This window comes from Asaia platycodi JCM 25414 (assembly GCF_000614545.1).
In the GTDB taxonomy this organism is placed as follows: domain Bacteria; phylum Pseudomonadota; class Alphaproteobacteria; order Acetobacterales; family Acetobacteraceae; genus Asaia; species Asaia platycodi.
In genome coordinates, this window is the sequence record NZ_BAKW01000011.1 from 50,178 (window position 1) to 69,540 (window position 19,363).

A 19,363-nucleotide genomic window follows, 5' to 3' on the forward strand; every position below is an offset into this window, starting at 1 on the left:
CGATCCACGTGAAGCGTGTCTGCACCCGGACGGCGGCCCTGTCCCTCCTTCTCGCCGGTATATCGTTGCCGAGTCTTGCTTCTGCCGCCCCGGCAGTAGCGGCCATGCCCTATGATCCGCTGGCTTTTGGTACGGTGAACCCGGAGCTGAAACCGGCCAAACCGGTCGAAGGCACGCGCGGCATGGTGGTGTCGGCACAGCATCTCGCCTCGGAAGCCGGGCGGCAGATTCTGGCTGCTGGCGGTAATGCCGCCGATGCGGCTGTGGCAGTCGGCTATGCCCTGGCTGTGGTGTATCCGGCAGCGGGCAATATCGGCGGCGGCGGGTTCATGACCCTGCGTCTGCCCGATGGCAAGACGACTTTTATCGATTTCCGTGAGCGTGCGCCCGGAGCCGCAACCCCCACCATGTATCAGGATGCACAGGGCAAGGTCGATCCGAAGGCCTCCATCGAGGGCTGGCGGGCTGTCGGTGTGCCGGGAACGGTGGCAGGCCTCGAGGAAATCCATCATCGCTGGGGCAAGCTGAGCCGCGCCAAGGTCATGGCGCCTGCAATAGTGCTGGCCGAAAAAGGCTTCGTTCTGGGGCGGGGCGATGCCGATCTGCTGCATACAAGCACTGAGGCCTTCCAGAAGGATGCCCATGCGCGTGACATTTTCCTGCGCGCCGATGGCACGCCGCTTCAGGCGGGCGATCGTCTGGTGCAGAAGGCGCTTGCGAAGACTCTGCGCAGCATCGCGCAGTCGGGAGCAAGTGAATTCTATAAGGGTGCCATCGCGCATCAGGTCGTTGCGGCCAGCGAGAAAAGCGGCGGTATTCTCACTCTTGCCGATTTCGCGGCCTATCATCCACGCGAATTCGCTCCGATCCATTGCAGCTATCGTGGTTATGATATCGATACCGCGCCCCCTCCGAGCGGCGGCGGCGTCGCGCTTTGCGAGATGCTCGACATCCTCTCTGGCTATGACATGAAGGCGCTCGGCCTGCGAAGCGTTGCTGGTGTGCAGCGTCAGGTCGAGGCCATGCGCCATGCCTATTCCGACCGGCGCGATCTGGGTGACCCAGATTTCGTGAAAAACCCGGTCGCCCACCTGATCGATCCGGCCTATGCCGCAGAAATCCGTAAGGGCATCCCGCTCGATCACGCGCTCAATTCCGACGCGCTGGTAGCGGGTGCAGCTCTCCCCATGACGGCCCAGCCCGCAGCGAGCGACACCCATGAGAAGCACGAGACAACGCAGTTCTCCGTCGCCGATCGTTCGGGTTTCGCTATTTCCGCCACTTATACGCTCAATGGCTGGTTCGGTGCCGGGGTGATCGGGGGCGATACCGGCTTCTTCCTCAATGACGAGATGGATGATTTCTCGGCCAAACCTGGCAGTGCCAATATGTTCGGCATTGTCGGTTCGGAGGCCAATGCCATAGCGGCGGGCAAGACGCCGCTTTCTTCCATGGCGCCCACGATCATCTCCCATGAGGGCAAGCCCTTCATGGTAATCGGCAGCCCCGGCGGGTCGCGCATTCCGACCATCGTGCTTTCTGTCGTGCTTGGGGTGATCGATGGCGGATTGGATATCCAGCAGGCGGTCGATCTGCCGCGCATCCACGAACAATGGAAGCCGGTGGCTATCGAGCTGGAGCCGCGCGCGCTCAGTCCCGACGTGATGGAAGCCCTGCAACTTGAGGGTTATACCCTTTCGCCGCATCGCCCCTGGGGTGTTGCCGAGGGTATTCTCTTCGGCCGTCCTTCGGTTGCTGCGCCTGTAACCGGCAAGCTCTATGGGGGCTGGGATCGTCGTCATGAGGGGGGCGGTGCGAGCGGGTTGTAAAAAAACCTGCACCTGCCTCTTGCGCAGAGTAGGCAGAATGGTGTTAACCCTGCACCGGGAGGTCGGCCTTGGACGGACGGCTTGCGAACCCGGTCAGGTCCGGAAGGAAGCAGCCGCAGTGAGTTTTGTTCGGGTCATGTGTTCGGCCTCCCACCCCCTGAAGCAGCCGGTCTCGCTTTTTCGCGCATGACCCCTTCAGACGATACCTCCACGCCGGAAGAGATCCCGCTCCCCCCGATTGAAGAGGTGGGTTCTTCGATGCCCCTTCGGCGCCCGCGCCTGTTGCGGTTCCCGAGCCGAAAAAAACAGCAGAGCGTAGTGGGCCTTATCGTGTTCTGGCGCGCAAATACCGTCCCCAGCATTTTGACGATCTGATCGGTCAGGACGCGACAGTGCGCATTCTGCGCCGCGCGTTCCAGCTCGGTCGTGTGGCGCATGCCTTCATGCTGACGGGTGTGCGTGGCGTCGGTAAAACCACGACCGCGCGAATTATTGCCCGTGCGTTGAACTGCATTGGGGTAGATGGCCAGGGCGGTCCAACCGCCGATCCCTGCGGTGTCTGCGCCAATTGCACGGCGATTCTCGCCGATCGTCACCCTGATGTGCTGGAGATGGACGCCGCCTCACGCACGGGTGTGGACGATATACGCGAGATCATCGAGGCGACGCGCTTCAGGCCCATGCAGGGGCGAATGAAGGTCTTCATCATCGATGAGGTCCATATGCTCTCGCGCAATGCGTTCAACGCCTTGCTCAAGACGCTAGAAGAGCCGCCCGAGCAGGTGACGTTCATTTTCGCGACGACCGAATTGCGTAAGGTGCCGGTTACTGTTCTGTCGCGCTGCCAGCGTTTCGATCTGCGCCGTGTGCCGCAGGAAATGCTGATGCAGCATTTTGCCGGAATTGCCGGAAAGGAATCCGTCGCGTTTTCCGATGAGGCATTGTCGCTCATTGCCCGCGCCGCCGACGGTTCCGTGCGTGACGGGCTTTCCCTCCTCGATCAGGCAATCGCCCAGGGCGAGGGAGAAGGCACGTCGCGTATCGAAGCGCCTATGGTCAGCGCGATGCTCGGTCTGGCAGATCGTCAGCTCGTTTTCGACCTCTTCGAGGTGCTGATGCAAGGCAATGCCGATCAGGCGCTTTCGATCAGCGGTCAGGCTTATGCGCAAGGCGCCGATCTCGGCATTCTGCTGACCGATTTGCTGGATCTGATCCATATCATCTCGCGCCTCAAGGCCATTGCGAGCCTGCGTCATAGCCGCGAGCTGCCTGAGGCGGAGCGCGATCGTGGCGCTTCTCTCGCCGATCGACTGCCCAACGCCGAGCTCGGTCGTGCTTGGCAGATTTTGCTCAAGGGTATTCAGGAGGTCGAGCAGGCTCCCGATCGCCGGGCGGCGGCCGAAATGGTGCTGATCCGGCTATGCTATGCCAGCACGCTGCCTACCCCCGATCGCCTCGCGCGTCTGGTCATGCAGATGCCGGCAGACGGGCAGGAAGGCGGTGGTTCTGCTGCTTCGCCGGGTAACGTACCTGGCGATGGATCAGGTGTCACGGCTCGCGGCGCGGTGGTCGGGGGCGCACCAGATGGTGGTGATGACCGCCCTCGCGCTGCATTGCGTCTCGTCGCCAATGGCGGTGTGGCCTATAAAGCGCCAATCCTTGCGCCCACTCCGATCCTGACACCGGCGCCGCCACCACCTGAGACCGAAAGCGCCGAAGCCCCGCTGCCGCCTCTGCGTTCCTGGCGCGAAATGGTGGCCTTCGTGGCGCGTGAATCAGAGGCGATGCTGCACGGCATTCTGCGCCATTCAGCGCATCTGGTGCGTTTCGAGCCACCGCGTGTCGCGCTGCGTATGGCGCGCGGCACACCGCCGCGCATCGAAACCCGGCTTCAGTCCTTGCTCGAGCGCGTCTATCCGGGCCAGTGGCAGATCGAGACATCGCAGGACGAAGGCGAGCCGACGCTCGATGAGCAGGGCGCCGAGATCGTTTCGCTGCGTCGTGAAGAGCTGCACGCCCATCCGCTTTTGCGCGCCATTCTCGATGTTTTCCCTGATGCGCGCGTGGGTGAGCCCAAGGATCTGTCACTCGATGAATACGGGTTGCCGCCCGAAGAACTGGAATCGCCCGAAAGCTGGGCGACAGAGCCGGCGGCCCCCGATCTGGACTTTGCCCCTGTCGATGCCGATCTGATGGATGATGATGACTGGCACGATTTCGGTGGCGGGTCGTCTTTCTAGTCTCAAGGAGCAAGCAGCATGAAAAATCTCGCAGGGCTGATGAAGCAGGCCTCCCAGATGCAGTCGCGTATGGAAGAAGTGCAGAACACGCTGACCGCGCTGACGGTCGAAGGCGTTTCTGGCGCTGGTCTGGTCAGCGTCACACTGAGCGGCAAGGGCGACATGCGCGCCCTCAGGATCGATCCGAAACTGGCCGACCCGAATGAGGTCGAGATGCTTCAGGACCTGATCATCGCGGCATTCGCCGATGCCCGCGCCAAGGTCGAGACGGCCAATGCTGAAGAAATGCGCAAGGTAACAGGCGGTATCGATCTGCCTGCCGGTCTGAAATTCCCGTTCTGATTTCGTCTCGTAGGAGGCAGGGCCATGATGGGTGGTGGCGATGTCGAAAGACTGATCCAGCTATTGTCGCGTCTGCCCGGACTCGGCCCGCGCTCAGCGCGGCGTGCGGCGCTCGTGCTGCTGCGTTCGCCCCAGACAAGACTCCTGCCGCTTGCTCAGGCCATGGAAGCTGCCGCGCATTCGGTGCGCAGCTGTCATATCTGCGGCACACTCGACAGTAGTGACCCGTGCAGCATCTGCGCCGATCCGACGCGTGATCACGGCCTGATCTGTGTGGTCGAGACGGTGGGCGATCTCTGGGCGCTGGAGCGCTCGCGTCTGCATCCCGGCACGTATCAGGTGCTGGGTGGGGTCCTTTCCGCGCTCTCTGGCACGGGGCCGGAAGATCTGAACACTGCGTCTCTTCTGTTGCGTGTTGCCTCCGGTGAGGTACGCGAGGTCATTCTGGCACTCGGGGCGACGGTTGAAGGGGCCAGCACGGCTCATTGGCTACAGGAGAAACTGGCAGAGCATGAAGTGACCGTCACGCGTGTCGGGCATGGCGTGCCAATCGGTGGCGCGCTCGATGTGCTCGATGACGGCACGCTGGCGGCGGCTCTCTCTGCAAGGCGGCCCGCACAGTGAGGCATGCGACGCCCGGCGTCGGGATCGCTCCCTCGATGCCGCGTGCCGCTCTTGTGACAGGGGGAGGCAGACGCATCGGCAGGGCGCTGGTCGAGGCTCTGGCGCGCGAAGGCTTTGCCATTGCCCTTCATTGCCGTAGCCATGCCGACGAGGCCCGTGCCCTTCTGGCGACCCTCGATGTTACCGGCTGCGTGCTGGAGGCCGATCTTTCGCACGAGAATGAAGTGGTGCGTCTCGTCGGCGACGCCACGAAGGCCCTTGGGCCGCTCGGCGTGTTGATCAATAATGCCTCGGTCTTCGAGCGCGACGAATGGCATGACGCGACCCGTGAGTCGTGGGATCGTCACATTGAGACGAATCTGCGTGCACCTTTCGTACTGATGCAGGATTTTGCCCGCGCCCTGCCAGAAACGGCACAGGGCATGGTCCTTAATCTTCTCGATCAGCGTGTCTGGAACCTGACGCCCCATTTCGTGAGCTATACGCTGTCGAAGGCAGGGCTCTGGACCCTGACCCAGAGCATGGCGCTGGCCCTCGCACCGCGTATTCGCGTCAATGCAATCGGGCCGGGGCCTGTCCTGCCAGCCGTCGGGCAAAGCGACGAGCACTTCGCAAAGATGCGTCAGAATGCGCCTCTGAATACGGGCGCTGATCCGCAGGAAATCGTCACAGCCATGACGTCATTACTGCGTATGCCTTCGGTAACCGGGCAGATGATTGCGCTTGATGGCGGTCAGCATCTACAATGGCGCCCATAGGATAAAAAAGGTGGACCAGACGAGATGGCCGCATTCCAGTTGCGTATGGCTGATGGCGCGCGCGTAACGTGCAGCGTCACGAAAATCGCAACCCATCATCACACCCTCCTCGATCTTGACCCAAATACGCAGCGTCTGGCTCATCGCTCTGCAGACAGTGCGCGCGAAACTCTGGCGCTCAGCTGGTCTTCGGCGCCGGGTTTTGCGTTGCTTGTCGCCTCGGACGGTAAGTGGCCGGACGCGCCATCTGAGACGGGGCGCGGCGGCTGGTCACCGGGTTTTGCGCCATTGAGCGTGGTGTCACTCCACGAAGACAAGATCGCCCTCAAGCGCTTTCGAGGGGCTTTCTTTTTGAGGGCCGAAATCGATACAGGCTGTATCTACGCAGATTGCAGGGCCATCTCGGACTGGGAGCGTTTTACACAGGTCCCAGCCGAAGTCGCGCCGGGCTTTTGTCTGCAGGATTTTGCGGCACAATTCGCAGTACTTCTTGATGGACGCGACGCGCCTCTTCGCATTCTCGACGCTTTGGCGGCCTTTCCGCCCTCCTTTCTGCCCCCTCTGCTCGACATGCTGTGCGACTTTCTCGCTCCTGGTGTTCTTGAGGTTTTTGCCGGTTTGTTCGTTTCGACCTCGGAGGGCAGCATCGCGCAGAAATGTGCCGTGCTGCTTTCTTCGCTCTCTGACAGCGCATGGATCGCTGACGGGTTCAGGCGGCTCAGCGACTGGCAAGCGGGTCGCTTTTTCCCAGTCCAGTCGGCAGGAGCATGCTACGATTTTCTGGGTTATCAGGAAAATACGCGTAGAGAGAGCCTCTACTCTCCAGGCGCCCGTCTTCTGAGTGCTGCGCGTCGCAGCGTTACGCCGCGTAAAACACTTGCTCTGCTGGCAACAGCGCGTGACGAAGGTGTTTATCTGCTCGAATGGATCGCCCATCATCGTCGCATTGGTGTGGAGCAGTTTTTTATTTACACCAATGACCTTACAGACGGGTCAGATGTGTTGCTCCGGTGTCTCGCCGACGCGGGTGAAATTGTCTGGATCGATAATAGCGGTGCGGCCCCCGAGCGCATCAACATGCAGGACAAGGCCTATAACCACGCCTTGATGATCCTGCCGGAGATACTGGATTACCGTTGGTGTCTCGTGGTCGATCTCGACGAGGTCGTGCTTCCGGTAGCAGAATTCGATCATTCCCTGCCTCCTCTACTGGAGGCGAGAGAGCGCGAGGGTGCCGAGGCTGTGGCGATGTCATGGCGCGTCTTCAACTCGAACCGTCATCTCACCTGGGCGCCAGGTTTGTCTGCCGAGCGCTTCGTTGAGACGGAAACGCATCCGCTCATCAAGACGGCATTTCGCACCAATCTGTTCTCAGGTGCTACGGCGCACCATCTGTGTCGCGTGAACGGGAAGTCGTGTCGTATATGACGATCGACGGTGAAAGGCAGAGAAACGGCGATCTGACCGATCATGACACTAATTTCGCGGCTCGGCCGACGATCAACGCCTCGATATGCCATTACCATGTACGATCGCTGGAAGAGTATGTCTGGAAGTTCGCGCGCGGTGAGAATGACGGCACTGGTGTGCTGAAACAGAAGCATTTCCGCTATAATAATCCCGGCATCTTTGATCTCTTCACGACCCGTTTCGAGGCCGAGGGGGCGCAGCCGGTGCGCGTTCTGGCCGACGATATCCGTCGTGGTATCAGGCGACTTCTGGCCCTGTCTGGGGTTGCTGTGGCGCAGACAGAAGTCGAGCGACGCTTTCAGTCCCAGTCTCTCGCGTTTGTCGAGCAGAGCGCGAGGATCATACAGCAGGATGACCGTATTGCTGCTGACGTGCGCGAAAGATGGTGTGCTCTTGTCGATGAATGGCGCGCGCTGCGTGGTGTGGAATGACTGGGCTATTACGGTTTGAGCGCGTCGAACGCTGAAAAACCCGAAACGAGATAATTCTCTTCAACGAGCGAAAAGGGCAGGCCGTCGCCGCGCAGGAGCACCGCCCGATTGCGCAGAAGAATGCCGGGTGGGAGGTCTGTCGATCGGCTCTCAAGTGGCCTGCGGGTAAAGCGGAGAGGGGCGACGATATGTCCGAAAGGGCTGTTGGTCGTTTCGAGAGCCCGGTTCATCTCGGGTGCCAGGCGCTGCGGTACATACCAGTTCCACGCATCTGAGAGCGCGAGATCGCCGCAGCGCAGGCTGACATGGCGCGTGCGGATAGTCTCACCCTTCGCCAGGATGAAGAACTCATGATGCGGAAGGGGAGGGATGAGCTGATCAGTGGGTAGGGCAACCGCCGTGATCTTCACACCGGGGTAGAGATGCTGGCAGTAACCCTGCAGCACCTTAGTGGCGCTGTTCTGCGCATTGAGAGCCCGGCTCAGACGCGATGCGGTTTCCGCCATGGAGGGAAAGGGCGCCATGCACAAAAGAAAAAAGCCGGTCAGACCGGCTTTTCTCGACAACATCAATTTTCATTATCGTCGTTATCGGTGGTGACTTCGATCTCCGATCCGAGATCGTCGTCATCGTCGTCGAGGTCCGACGTATCTTCCATGACGTCGTCGTCATCATCGTCATCCGAGTCCAGATCGACGTCGATATCTTCCCCGTCGCTCTTGGGAGCGTCTTTCGTCTGATCGACAGGGATATCGTTACCGCGCTTGGGCTGCGGTATATCGCTGGGCTGTTCTGCGCCACATTTCGGGCAAATCGCGGGAGCGCGATTCAGGTCGTAGAAACGCGCGCTACAAGAGACGCATACGCGCTTCAGACCGAGTTCTGGTTTTGCCATGATGACTACCTGTCGATCCTGAACCGGTTGAAGAAGGAGAACGGCTTGCGCCGCGAAGCACGGGGCCATGCCAGCTTGCGTTCGCCATGTCAAATGCAACCTCGGTTTTTCATGTTAAAACAAGCAGGAAAACAGATCGTGGCAATTGACAGCTGCGGCGCTGCATCGGAATGAACGCTATCATGGAACATCATCCTTCTGCCCCCGTCATTCCTCTCTCTGTCACGCGCAATCCCGGTCCGCTTCGCGGTACGATTCGCGTTCCCGGCGACAAATCCATCAGCACCGGGCGCTGATGCTCGCCTCTCTCGCAGAGGGACGCACCGTCGTAACGGGGCTGCTCGAAGGGGAAGACGTTCTGCGTACCGCCGACGCCATGCGCGCGCTCGGCGCCACCATCACGCGTGAGGCCGATCGTGGGTGATCGACGGCAAGGGTGTCGGGGCGCTCATAGAGCCGTCAGACGTGCTCGATATGGGTAATTCTGGCACAGCAGCGCGTTTGCTGTCGGGTATCCTGTCGAGCCATGCGATTACCAGTTTCATGACGGGTGATGCGAGTTTGCGCGGGCGCCCCATGCGCCGCGTGACCCAACCGCTTGCCGGTAATGGCGCCTGCTTCGCCACGCGTCTTGGCGAGAAGCTGCCCATGGCCATTATCGGTACGGGTGAGGCGACGGCGCTTTCCTACTGTCTGCCGGTTGCTTCCGCTCAGGTGAAATCGGCCATCCTGCTTGCCGGTCTGAATGCTCAGGGCAAGACCCGTGTAGAAGAGCCGGTTGCAACGCGCGACCATACCGAAAACATGTTGCGTCATTTCGGTGTCGGCGTGGATGTCGGGCTGACGCCGACAGGCGGGCGTATCATCACGCTTGAAGGCCGCGCACGCCTCGTCGCACGTGATGTCGTCGTTCCTGCCGATCCGTCTTCAGCAGCATTCCCGATCGTGGCGGCAAGTCTCGTGCCTGGGTCTGAAATTCGCCTGCCGGGCGTCGGTCTCAACCCGCTGCGCACCGGGTTGTTCACGACGCTACGTGAAATGGGGGCAGTTCTTGATATCGAAAATGAGCGCATCGAGGGCGGCGAGCCTGTGGGCGATCTCGTTGTGCGTGGCGCTGCCCTGCGCGGTGTCGATGTGCCTGCCAATCGTGCGCCATCCATGATCGACGAATACCCCGTGCTGGCCGTAGCCTGCGCCTTTGCCAGCGGCACGTCGCGCCTGCGTGGTCTGGAAGAACTGCGCGTCAAGGAAAGCGACAGGCTCTCGGCTACGGTGGCCCTGCTCAAGGCCAACGGGGCGGATGTGCGCGTCGAGGGCGATGACATGATCATCGAAGGACGTGGCAGTGCGGAAGGTCTTGGCGGCGGACTGGTGGAAACACAGATGGATCATCGTCTTGCGATGAGCGCAATCGTGTTCGGCCTTGCTGCGGAAAAGCCCGTGATCGTCGATGATACCGGCTTCATCAATACGAGCTTTCCAGGTTTCGTGTCGCTTATGACTGCCCTCGGGGCGGTTCTCTGATGCGCCTCATTATCGCTGTCGACGGACCTGCCGCTGCGGGAAAAGGCACGCTTGCCAAGGCGCTTGCTGCCGCTCTCGGTTTGCCGCATCTGGATACAGGGCTTCTTTATCGTGCCGTGGCACGTCAGATGATCCTTGCCGGGCTGGACCCGGCCGAAGATGACGGCGAACAGACGGCCCATGCCCTGCAACCTGAAGATCTTCAGCGCGACGATCTGCGTGTGCCCGAAATTGATCGTGGCGCAAGTGCTGTTGCGACCCAGACGCCCGTCCGTGCGGCGCTGCTGAAACGTCAGCGCGAGTTCGCGACGGCGAGTGGGGCGGTAATCGACGGGCGCGATATCGGCACCGTGGTTTTTCCTGACGCCGATCTCAAATTCTTCGTCACGGCCAGCGCCGCGGTCAGAGCTTTGCGTCGTTATCAGCAGATGCATGGCGCAGCTGATCCGGTGCCGACAGAGCTCGCAGAGTTGGCTGCTGAAATCGAGGCACGCGACCGCAAGGACGCCGAGCGTCCGGTTTCGCCGTTGCGCAAGGCGGATGATGCGGTGCTGGTTGAAACCGATCATCTTGATGCGCAGGCCGTTCTGGCACACGCACTCTCAGTGGTAAGGGCGCGCTTCATCGCCTGAGCAACGTATCCAGCAGGAGCTGTGCTCCCTTAGCCTGCCCGCAAGCCTAAGGGGCGGGCAGGCTAAGGTATCAAGCGCCTCTCCGGGCCAGGATCGGACAGGGAATCGCCCTAAACGGCAAGAGACCTGAGGTTTTTATTGACAAGCACCCGGTCACGGGTGTCTGACGTCATGCAGCGTAATGTCACCTGCGCTTGCTCGTTCTCCTACTGTCGAACGGGCGCTTTTTTCTTATGAAGGCTCATGGGTGGACCGAGGTTCATGAGCACGCCGTCCGACCTGTGTGCCGGGCGCAGACATTGGCCCGATCGTCACGATCGGCCCAGGATTACGAAAACACATGGCTTCAGCCACCAACACCGTCGAAGACTTCGCAGCTCTTCTTGACGAGACCCTCGGCCAGGACACGGGCTTTGACGGCTCCGTCGTTACCGGTCGCGTCATCCGCCTGACGGATGAATTCGCGATCGTTGATGTTGGCCTCAAGAGCGAAGGCCGCGTTTCGCTCAAGGAATTCGGACCGCCGGGCGCTGCGCCTGACGTGCGTCCGGGCGACGTGATCGAGCTTTATGTCGAGCGCTATGAAGATCGTGACGGCTCCATCGTGCTGTCGCGCGAGAAGGCCCGTCGTGAAGAGGCATGGACCTCGCTCGAGCGCGCATTCGCGAACAACCAGCGCGTCAACGGCACGATCTATGGTCGCGTCAAGGGCGGCTTCACGGTTGATCTCGGCGGCGCCATGGCGTTCCTTCCGGGCAGCCAGGTCGATATCCGCCCCGTGCGCGATGTCGCTCCGCTTATGGGTCAGCCCCAGCCTTTCCAGATCCTCAAGATGGATCGCGCCCGTGGCAACATCGTTGTCTCGCGTCGTGCCGTTCTTGAAGAGACCCGTGCAGAGCAGCGTTCCGAGCTGATCCAGGGCCTGAAGGAAGGTATGATCCTCGATGGCGTGGTCAAGAACATCACCGATTACGGTGCGTTCGTCGATCTCGGCGGTGTCGATGGCCTCCTGCATGTCACCGACATTGCCTGGAAGCGCATCAACCACCCGTCCGAAGCCCTGCAGATCGGCATGCCGGTTCGCGTTCAGGTCATCCGCTTCAACTCCGACACGCAGCGTATCTCGCTGGGCATGAAGCAGCTTGAGGCTGATCCGTGGGAGAACGTGGCGATCAAGTATCCGCAGGGTGCTCGCTATTCGGGTCGCGTCACGAACATCACCGATTACGGTGCGTTCGTTGAGCTCGAGCCGGGCGTCGAAGGTCTGGTGCACGTTTCCGAAATGTCCTGGACGAAGAAGAACGTCCATCCGGGCAAGCTTGTCGCGACCTCGCAGGAAGTCGACGTCATGGTTCTCGACGTGGACAGCGCCAAGCGTCGTATCTCGCTCGGCCTCAAGCAGGTTCAGCGCAACCCCTGGGAGCAGTTCGCCGAAGAGCACAAGGTCGGTTCGACCATCGAAGGCGAAATCCGCAACATCACCGAATTCGGTCTGTTCGTGGGTCTCTCTGCCGATATTGATGGCATGGTGCATATGTCCGATCTTTCCTGGGACGAGGCCGGCGAAGCTGCCATGGCCAAGTTCGAGAAGGGTCAGGTTGTTCAGGCCAAGGTGCTCGACGTTGACGCCGAGAAGGAGCGCATCTCGCTTGGCATCAAGCAGCTGCAGGAAGATCCGGCAGCCGACACCCTGTCGCGCGTCCACAAGGGCGACATCGTGACCTGCCTCGTGACGTCGGTTCAGACCAACGGTATTGAAGTCAAGGTTGACGACGTTCTGACCGGCTTCATCCGTCGCGCCGAACTGGCTCGTGACAAGGCCGAGCAGCGCCCCGAGCGCTTCGCGGTTGGCGAGAAGGTCGACGCGAAGGTTGTTTCCGTCGATCGCGCTTCGCGCAAGCTCGCTCTGACCATCCGCGGCCGTGAGGTCGAGGAAGACAAGGCTGCTATCAACGAATACGGTTCGTCTGACAGCGGTGCATCGCTGGGTGACATTCTCGGTGCGGCGATCCGTCGCCGTAATACCGAAGTGTAATCAACAGTCATCTTGTTGAAACACTATGAAAGGGCTGCTTCGGCAGCCCTTTTATTTTTTGTTGTTGAACTGACAGTCAACTTAATCCGAAATCTGCTTCTGAAGACTTTTGCACGTCCAGTGTTTGGGTTAGACACAATCTGATCGGCAAGGGGGAATTGCCCCTACTTGTTGCAAGGATGCGGTTGCGGGGGCTTCATGGCTGTTATTTACAATACGAACTACACCCATAATCCCAACTCCTATCTGACCTTGGCGGTAGAGCGTGCCGCGCGTGCTCTTTTTGGCGCAGATCAGGTTCTGCTCGCCGATAACATGACTCTGGCTCAGGCTGCGGCTTCAGGCGAGCATGACACGCTGATCTGTATTGATGGCCAGCGCATTAACACGCAGCTGATGCGACGCATCCGCCCGGCTTTCAAGACGATGATCCTCTGGACGTTCGAAGACCCGTTCATGCGGGATTTCAATGTCGAGAACTCCAATCTTTTCGATTTCGTCTTCACGAACGATCCCTCCTGCGCGGATCATTATCGCGGCAAGGGGCATTATCTCCCCCTCGGCGCCAGTCGGACCATTCATCAGCGGGACGTGAAAGAGGGCGAGGCGCTCGATTACGATATCTTCTTTGCCGGCACCATGTGCCGAACCGCGTCGAGACGCTTCGTCGTATCATCGCCGCCTTTCCGCAGGCCCGTCTGAAGCTCATCTGCCCTGGCAATGAGTATCTGCCGCCTTTGCCTGCCGATCTGGCCGAACTGGCAATCCAGCGCCCGGTCAGTCATGAGGCATTCATCGATTTCGCCAATGCGAGTGCCGTTACGCTGACCATGTTCCGTGACTATGCGAGTCATGGTGATGTCAGTCAGGCGACGGCTCCGGGACCGCGCTTCTACGAACTGGCTCTAGCGGGTGCGGCTCAGGTGGTTGAAGCGCCTGACAGCATGGACACCAAATATTTCGCGGAGATCGAAGGCACGTTCCTTGCGCGTGATGTCGATGGTGTTGTGAGCGCGGTCGCTGCCCTGCTCAATGACCGTGCCTTGCGCCACAGTGTGGCGCTCTCCGGGCAGAAATCAGCTCAGGAAGGGCACCTTTACGAGCATCGTTTGCGCCGTATGGCCGAAGTCACCGGTGCCAATTTCGGTCGCGTTGTGCCCGGAACCGAGTTGGCCCCGCGCCGTCGTCGCCTGCGTGTGCTCATGTGCACGCATTCGACCATTCATGAAGCCGCATGGGGTGGCGTCGAGGTCTATCAGCAAACGCTTTGTTCCATGCTTGGGCGTGAGATCGAATTTTTCTACTGGTTGCGTCGCGGTACGCATTGCCGCCTGACCACAGCCAATGGGCAGGAGGTCGAGCGCTATGACGTGCCCGAAGTGGGCTGGATGGATGCGATGTGCGATGGGCCGGAGGAAATGGCCTTTTCGAACGCGATCAGCCAGTACAACTTCGATATCGTCCATTTTCAGCATCTCGGTCATCATGCCCTGTCGCTGCCGATCATTGCCAAGGCCTGCGGTGCCGGTGTGGTGTTCTCGGCCCATGATTTCTGGCTGATCTCGTCGCGCTACAACCTGCTCAATCAGGATCTGCGTTATATCGAGGATGAGGTGAAGTCGGTCGTTGCGAGCGATATCATCCTCAAGGTTGCCGAAAACATCGAATATGGCGGCGAGCAGACGCGACGCGCGTTCATCGCCAAAATGCTGCATTCGGTCGATATGATCCTGTTCGGAACCAAGCATTCACGCAATCTGACTCATGAGATCTATCCGATCCTCGATGAGAAAAAGAGTCTGATCCTCGGTATCCCGTCACCCGAAAACACGATCCCCATCGTTCCCAAACTCTATGAGCCTCTGGGCGAGCGTCCGCTAAAGGTGGCAATTGTAGGCAATTTCCTGCGTACCAAGGGCGCCGATACGATCCTCAATCTGATCGAGATCGCTCATCCCGATCACATCGAGTTCCATATTTTCGGCTATATTCACCCCGAATATGATGCGGTCATCAACGGCAAGCCGCGTCCTAATGTGAAGGTCTACGGACGTTACAATGCTGGCGATATTGCAGCCCTTCAGGTTGCCGATGTCGCGCTCAATCTGTCTATCTGGCCAGAGACCTATTGCATCTCGCTGTCCGAGGCCTGGCAGAACGGCCTGATACCGATCGTGACCGATGTGGGGGCGCTTGGCGACCGCGTGGAAGATGGCGTCAATGGTTTCAAGGTGCCGATTGGCCGTGCCAATATGGTGCTCGAACGTCTCGAATTGCTGCGCTCGTCGGAGGGCATACGCCGTTCGATCATGGGCAATATCTCCCCCGCGCTTTGGACGCAGGCCGAAACCTACGCCAACGACATGCGCGACGTTTATCGCGAGGCGGCGCCCGTACGTGAGCTTGGTACGGCTGAAATGCAGATTGATGCGGGACAAGTGCATCTGCTTCCGCACGCGTCGTGGCGTCATCAGGCACCCCCGCGCCATATTTTCGATCCGCCGACCATTCGCGATCTTTCGGTCGAAATGCCTGAGCCGGTTTCGGACTGGTTCTCGATCCAGGGCGCAGAATATTATATCGATGATGTCTGCCACTTCGTGTTTGCTGAGAACGAGCCTGAAGACTTTGCCGGATCTTACGAATTTCATATTCGCGGGTGGCATGTCCTGCCGGGCGTAAGCTCCGCCGGGTCGATTTACGCGGTGCTGATCGGCGACGACAAAGCGCCGCTCGTCTTCCTGCCCTGCATACGCGAAGCACGTGGTGACGTTCTGTCGATTTACCCCAATGCGCCTCGTCGGGCGGGTTTCGCCGGTCAGGCGGCTTTGCGCGGTAAATGGTGCGAAGGCACGTTCCGCGTCGGGCTGGTTAACGTGGTCAACGGCGCAGGCGCTTTCATGGTCACGTCGGTCGAGATCACGGTCAAGGATGGCAAGGTCAACGAGATCCAGGTAGAGCGTCCGTCTAATGACCAGATCATGCGCGACTTCGATCGTATCTCGCATGCTGACGGTCATCTGCGCGGTATCAAGTTGAGTCGCCTGCATCCTCACGCGCGGTATCATCAGGCTGAAAATGATTTCCAGCATTATATCGACTCGCTGAGCGGACTGATCGGCGATCCGGCACCACTTTTGACGGATGACGGCAATCTGTTCATCCGCGGCTGGGGCTTTCTGCGTCAGCTCGAACGCGCGGGTACCATGTCTGTGGCGCTGATCGGTGGAGAGACGAACGAGGCGTTCTTCTTCGCTCTCAACCGCTTCCTGCGCCATGACGTGAAGACCATTTTCCCGGATGCGCCGCTTTGCGTCGGATTCGAGGGCTGGCTGTCAATCGCTTCGGGTTATGCTGCCGATATGGAAGGTGTTTACAGGCTATGTCTCGTCAACACTGTCGGTGAGCAGATCGGGATCAAGGCGCTCGATGTTCTCGTAACCGTTTCAGAAGGCGTTATTGCGTCGGTCGCTCATGCGGAGGTAGACGAATCGGTCGTTGCGCAGATTAATGCAGCGATCGAGTCCAGCCTCGCACCTGCGGTCATGGCCTGAAGCCCCAAGAGACGTCCTGATGCAGAGCGAGCGCAAGCCTAAATGGCAGGTCGTCGATGAGGCGTGGTATCTCGCCCAATATCCGTCTGCAGCCGAGGAGATGGCTGCTAACGGATATTACGATGCGGCAGAGCATTATCAAGCGATAGGTAAATCCTTCGGGTTTTCACCGAACAGGTATTTCGATGAGACCTGGTATCGACAGGCCTATCCGGAACTTTACGCAGAGATCTGCCGGGGTGAGCTGGCGTCGGGTTTCGACCATTATTGTGCGAAGGGTTACGCGACCCACGCGCCTCACTGGCTTTTTTCGGAAAGCTATTATCGTGCCCGTCATGCCTCGCTGGTGTCAGAGATCGTCGCTGACGGTTTCTTCCGCAACGGCTATGATCATTTCCTTGAAACAGGCGATCTCGAGGGCCTGGCCGGGCACTGGTTTCTTGACCCTAAATGTCTGGCGGCCATCACGGATCAATCGCAGCGCGAGATGATCGCAGGTAGCGGGGCGTTTCGTGTCGTTACCGAGCTTGCACCGTCTCTTGCCGATCAGGGCCGTCTTTCATGGTATTTCGATCCGATCTGGTATCGTGAGACCTATCCTGATGTGACGCGCGAGATAGCGGCCGGGCGGTACAGCTCTGTTTTACATCATTATCTTACCAACCAGACCCCGAGGCATTTTAACCCTCAGGCTTTTTTCGATGAGGCTACTACACCCGCATCAATGGCGATGTACTGCCAAGCATCGAGAACGGTTCTTTCAGAAACGCTTATGATCATTTCGTCCGCTACGGAGCAGCAGAGGGACGTGGCCCGATAGAGAATGTCGCGCTGAAGCCCTTTGGCGAGCGGCCGGAGATCAGGGCGCTTATCAAGGCGGGCCTCTATGACAGTCTTTACGCCTGCTGGATTGCACAGCGTGCTCGTTATGGCGAGGGCGCTGATCTGTCGGCGGCGGATGAAGACCAGACACGTCGCTATTTTGAAGCCGAGGCGTCGCTCCAGCGGAAAATCGTCAGCCGGGGAGGTCTAGAATTTGCCTTTGATGGCGTGCCGGAGCTTTCGGTCATCATGGTTCTCCATGATAAATATGCTCTGTCATTGCAGGCCTTAGCCTCGCTGCGCGCCAACTACACGGGCAGTATTCAGCTTATTCTCGTCGATTCCGCATCGAGCGATGAGACAACCCGGATCGAACATATTGTACGCGGCGCTCAGATGCTGCGGTTTCGCTATAATGTAGGTTATCTCGACGGCTGTAACGAGGCGCTGGCGCATGTCAGCGCCCGCTCTGCTCTATCTGAACAATGATCTGCGTCTTTATCCGAACGCCCTGCGCAACGCCCTTGCCCGTCTGTACAGCGCAGGGGATATAGCGGCAGTCGGGGCCAAGCTGATCCGAAGTAATATGTGGCTGCAGGAGGCAGGTCTATCATCTGGCGCGACGGGTCGACCTATGGCTATCGTCGTCAGGACAACCCCAATATCCCCGAGGCCAATTTCGCGCGCGATGTCGACTACTGCTCGGCAGCGTTTCTGCTTGTTCGGAGTGCAACAGCTCGTGCGCTCAATGGCTTCGATCCTCTCTACCGACCCGCCTATTTCGAGGATACCGATCTCTGCTTGCGGACGATTCGTTCGGGTAAGCGCGTCGTTTATGATCCGACGGTAATGGTTGAGCATCTCGAATTCGGCAGTTCGGGATCAGAAGGTTCTCGAGCGCAGATGGTCATCAATCATCGTGTTTTCGGGCGTCAGCATCAGGACTATCTGCGCAAGCAGTTGCCCGGACATTTGCGGAATGCAGTCCTGGCGCGCTCGCATCGCAGCACGCGTCGCAAGGTGCTTTTCATTGAGGATCGTATTCCCCTGCGTTCGCTCGGCTCAGGCTATGTGCGCTCGAACGACCTTGTCTGGGCGATGAGCCAGCTCGGGCTGCAGGTTACGGTTTTCCCGGTCTTGCCACGCGCGGCGAGTTACGCAGATCTCGCTGCCGATTTCCCTGACGATGTCGAAGTGATGACCCGAAGCGATCTTTCGACTCTCGATCAGTTTATTGAGGAGCGCGCCGGATATTACGATCTCGTCTGGATTGGGCGGACGCATAATCTCGTCCGGCTTTTACCGGTTCTGGCCGAGCATAGCCGACACCTCCCGGTCGAAAGCGTGATCCTCGATACAGAGGTGATCGCTGCGCCGAGAACCATCGAAAAGGCGCGGTTCCACCCCCCGGCCCAAAAGCTGGCACCTCTGGATGAGATGGTCGCGAGCGAGCTGGAATCGGCTCAGTATTGTCAGCAGGTTGTTGTAGTCTCCGAACATGATGCAGCGCTTGTCAGGGATGCGGGTTACGAGAATGTCGCTATTCTCGGGCATTCCATGCCGCTGCGACCGGGGCGGGAATCTTTTGCTGAGCGACGAGATTTTCTGTTCGTCGGCGCGCTGCATGATGAGGACGCTCCCAATTTCGACAGTCTCTTCTGGCTCATTCATGATGTTTTGCCCGAGCTGGATGAGTATTTGCCCGAAGAAGTGAAGTTGACAGTCGCAGGTTTCGTGCATCCTTCGGTAGACGTGTCGACCTTGCGCGCTTCAAGACGTGTGAACTGGCTTGGTCCAGTCGATGACCTGACGGCGCTTTACGCAACGCACCGTTTGTTTATCGCGCCGACACGCTATGCAGGCGGGATTCCCTACAAGGTGCACGAGGCGGCTTCGTATGGTCTCCCTGTGGTTGCAACCCGTCTTCTTGCAAAGCAGATGGGTTGGGCAGATGGGTATGAGCTCGTCAGCGCCTCTTCGGAAGATCCCATCGCGTTTGCACTCGTCATGGCAGAGACTTACGAGAACGAGGAAAAGTGGAGGATGATCCGTTCAGGCGCTCTTCGGGCTGTCGAGCGCGACTGCGATCCGGCCCGTTTCAAAGCGAGGCTGGGAGAGATTATCAATGACAGTGTGGCCTCTGTTATCGGCCATATCTGATATCAGGCTGGGCGGGGCCGAGGGCCAGCCTCATCACTAGAGAGACG

Annotated in this window: 15 protein-coding genes, 1 other RNA gene and 2 pseudogenes; 16 read left to right on the top strand and 2 right to left on the bottom strand. The window is 59.4% G+C overall.

Going from position 1 to position 19,363, the window contains the following annotated elements; all coding sequences use genetic code 11:
- Positions 1–104: 104 nt before the first annotated feature.
- The 8 genes and pseudogenes from ggt (at position 105) to JCM25414_RS09610 (ending at position 7,694) form a co-directional block, all read left to right on the top strand.
- The gene (gene ggt / locus JCM25414_RS18930; protein WP_199897618.1) at positions 105–1,829 is read left to right on the top strand and encodes a gamma-glutamyltransferase; all 1,725 of its coding nucleotides are present in this window, start codon (positions 105–107) and stop codon (positions 1,827–1,829) included.
- Positions 1,830–1,886: 57 nt separating this feature from the next.
- Positions 1,887–1,983, top strand: an RNA gene (gene ffs, locus JCM25414_RS22470) — signal recognition particle sRNA small type.
- 32 nt (positions 1,984–2,015) lie between these two features.
- A pseudogene (locus tag JCM25414_RS18935) lies at positions 2,016–4,069 on the top strand (DNA polymerase III subunit gamma/tau).
- A gap of 18 nt (positions 4,070–4,087) precedes the next feature.
- Positions 4,088–4,411, top strand: coding sequence for a YbaB/EbfC family nucleoid-associated protein (locus JCM25414_RS09590; protein WP_025841499.1), 324 nt, complete (start codon positions 4,088–4,090; stop codon positions 4,409–4,411).
- A gap of 24 nt (positions 4,412–4,435) precedes the next feature.
- On the top strand, positions 4,436–5,035 hold the full coding sequence (recR, locus tag JCM25414_RS09595) for a recombination mediator RecR (RefSeq protein ID WP_035443076.1): 600 nt from the start codon (positions 4,436–4,438) through the stop codon (positions 5,033–5,035).
- A 35-nt stretch (positions 5,036–5,070) separates the two neighbouring features.
- Positions 5,071–5,793 (top strand): SDR family oxidoreductase, encoded by a 723-nt coding sequence (locus JCM25414_RS09600; RefSeq protein ID WP_035443113.1) that lies wholly within the window; start codon positions 5,071–5,073, stop codon positions 5,791–5,793.
- A 24-nt stretch (positions 5,794–5,817) separates the two neighbouring features.
- A complete protein-coding gene (locus JCM25414_RS09605) occupies positions 5,818–7,221 on the top strand; it encodes a glycosyltransferase family 2 protein (RefSeq protein ID WP_025841502.1) in 1,404 nt (467 codons plus the stop codon).
- Positions 7,218–7,694, top strand: coding sequence for a hypothetical protein (locus JCM25414_RS09610; protein ID WP_025841503.1), 477 nt, complete (start codon positions 7,218–7,220; stop codon positions 7,692–7,694). Before JCM25414_RS09605 ends, JCM25414_RS09610 begins: the two co-directional genes overlap by 4 nt.
- Positions 7,695–7,702: 8 nt before the next feature.
- Here JCM25414_RS09610 and JCM25414_RS18940 read toward each other — a convergent pair whose 3' ends face one another.
- Together JCM25414_RS18940 and JCM25414_RS09620 are read right to left on the bottom strand one after the other, a co-directional pair.
- Positions 7,703–8,200 carry a hypothetical protein gene (locus tag JCM25414_RS18940; protein WP_159101741.1) on the bottom strand — a complete coding sequence of 166 codons (498 nt, stop codon included), beginning with the start codon at positions 8,198–8,200 and terminating at the stop codon, positions 7,703–7,705.
- Positions 8,201–8,262: 62 nt separating this feature from the next.
- A complete protein-coding gene (locus tag JCM25414_RS09620) occupies positions 8,263–8,589 on the bottom strand; it encodes an FYDLN acid domain-containing protein (RefSeq protein WP_025841505.1) in 327 nt (108 codons plus the stop codon).
- Positions 8,590–8,771: 182 nt separating this feature from the next.
- On the opposite strand from JCM25414_RS09620, the pseudogene aroA reads away from it, so the two are divergent.
- The 8 genes and pseudogenes from aroA (at position 8,772) to JCM25414_RS24990 (ending at position 19,316) form a co-directional block, all read left to right on the top strand.
- Positions 8,772–10,113 (top strand): annotated as a pseudogene (aroA, locus tag JCM25414_RS18945) (3-phosphoshikimate 1-carboxyvinyltransferase).
- Positions 10,113–10,745, top strand: a complete 633-nt coding sequence (gene cmk / locus JCM25414_RS09630) for a (d)CMP kinase (protein WP_035443080.1) — start codon at positions 10,113–10,115, stop codon at positions 10,743–10,745. Before aroA ends, cmk begins: the two are co-directional and overlap by 1 nt.
- Before the next feature lie 340 nt (positions 10,746–11,085).
- Positions 11,086–12,780 carry a 30S ribosomal protein S1 gene (gene rpsA / locus JCM25414_RS09635; RefSeq protein ID WP_025841507.1) on the top strand — a complete coding sequence of 565 codons (1,695 nt, stop codon included), beginning with the start codon at positions 11,086–11,088 and terminating at the stop codon, positions 12,778–12,780.
- Positions 12,781–12,978: 198 nt separating this feature from the next.
- Positions 12,979–13,482, top strand: coding sequence for a CgeB family protein (locus JCM25414_RS24975; protein ID WP_242403480.1), 504 nt, complete (start codon positions 12,979–12,981; stop codon positions 13,480–13,482).
- On the top strand, positions 13,422–16,334 hold the full coding sequence (locus JCM25414_RS18950; protein WP_242403481.1) for a glycosyltransferase family protein: 2,913 nt from the start codon (positions 13,422–13,424) through the stop codon (positions 16,332–16,334). Before JCM25414_RS24975 ends, JCM25414_RS18950 begins: the two co-directional genes overlap by 61 nt.
- Before the next feature lie 19 nt (positions 16,335–16,353).
- Positions 16,354–17,154, top strand: coding sequence for a hypothetical protein (locus JCM25414_RS24980; protein ID WP_242403482.1), 801 nt, complete (start codon positions 16,354–16,356; stop codon positions 17,152–17,154).
- Positions 17,155–17,405: 251 nt separating this feature from the next.
- The gene (locus tag JCM25414_RS24985) at positions 17,406–17,645 is read left to right on the top strand and encodes a glycosyltransferase family 2 protein (RefSeq protein ID WP_242403483.1); all 240 of its coding nucleotides are present in this window, start codon (positions 17,406–17,408) and stop codon (positions 17,643–17,645) included.
- A gap of 99 nt (positions 17,646–17,744) precedes the next feature.
- The gene (locus tag JCM25414_RS24990; protein WP_242403484.1) at positions 17,745–19,316 is read left to right on the top strand and encodes a glycosyltransferase; all 1,572 of its coding nucleotides are present in this window, start codon (positions 17,745–17,747) and stop codon (positions 19,314–19,316) included.
- The last annotated feature ends 47 nt before the right edge of the window (positions 19,317–19,363 follow it).

Bases quoted from the DNA above. Each gene is read 5' to 3' on its own strand.
- ggt (WP_199897618.1), top strand. From the start codon at position 105: ATGCCCTATGATCCGCTGGCTTTTGGTACGGTGAACCCGGAGCTGAAA.
- JCM25414_RS09590 (WP_025841499.1), top strand. From the start codon at position 4,088: ATGAAAAATCTCGCAGGGCTGATGAAGCAGGCCTCCCAGATGCAGTCG.
- recR (WP_035443076.1), top strand. From the start codon at position 4,436: ATGATGGGTGGTGGCGATGTCGAAAGACTGATCCAGCTATTGTCGCGT.
- JCM25414_RS09600 (WP_035443113.1), top strand. From the start codon at position 5,071: ATGCCGCGTGCCGCTCTTGTGACAGGGGGAGGCAGACGCATCGGCAGG.
- JCM25414_RS09605 (WP_025841502.1), top strand. From the start codon at position 5,818: ATGGCCGCATTCCAGTTGCGTATGGCTGATGGCGCGCGCGTAACGTGC.
- JCM25414_RS09610 (WP_025841503.1), top strand. From the start codon at position 7,218: ATGACGATCGACGGTGAAAGGCAGAGAAACGGCGATCTGACCGATCAT.
- JCM25414_RS18940 (WP_159101741.1), bottom strand. From the start codon at position 8,200: ATGGCGGAAACCGCATCGCGTCTGAGCCGGGCTCTCAATGCGCAGAAC.
- JCM25414_RS09620 (WP_025841505.1), bottom strand. From the start codon at position 8,589: ATGGCAAAACCAGAACTCGGTCTGAAGCGCGTATGCGTCTCTTGTAGC.
- cmk (WP_035443080.1), top strand. From the start codon at position 10,113: ATGCGCCTCATTATCGCTGTCGACGGACCTGCCGCTGCGGGAAAAGGC.
- rpsA (WP_025841507.1), top strand. From the start codon at position 11,086: ATGGCTTCAGCCACCAACACCGTCGAAGACTTCGCAGCTCTTCTTGAC.
- JCM25414_RS24975 (WP_242403480.1), top strand. From the start codon at position 12,979: ATGGCTGTTATTTACAATACGAACTACACCCATAATCCCAACTCCTAT.
- JCM25414_RS24980 (WP_242403482.1), top strand. From the start codon at position 16,354: ATGCAGAGCGAGCGCAAGCCTAAATGGCAGGTCGTCGATGAGGCGTGG.
- JCM25414_RS24985 (WP_242403483.1), top strand. From the start codon at position 17,406: ATGGTTCTCCATGATAAATATGCTCTGTCATTGCAGGCCTTAGCCTCG.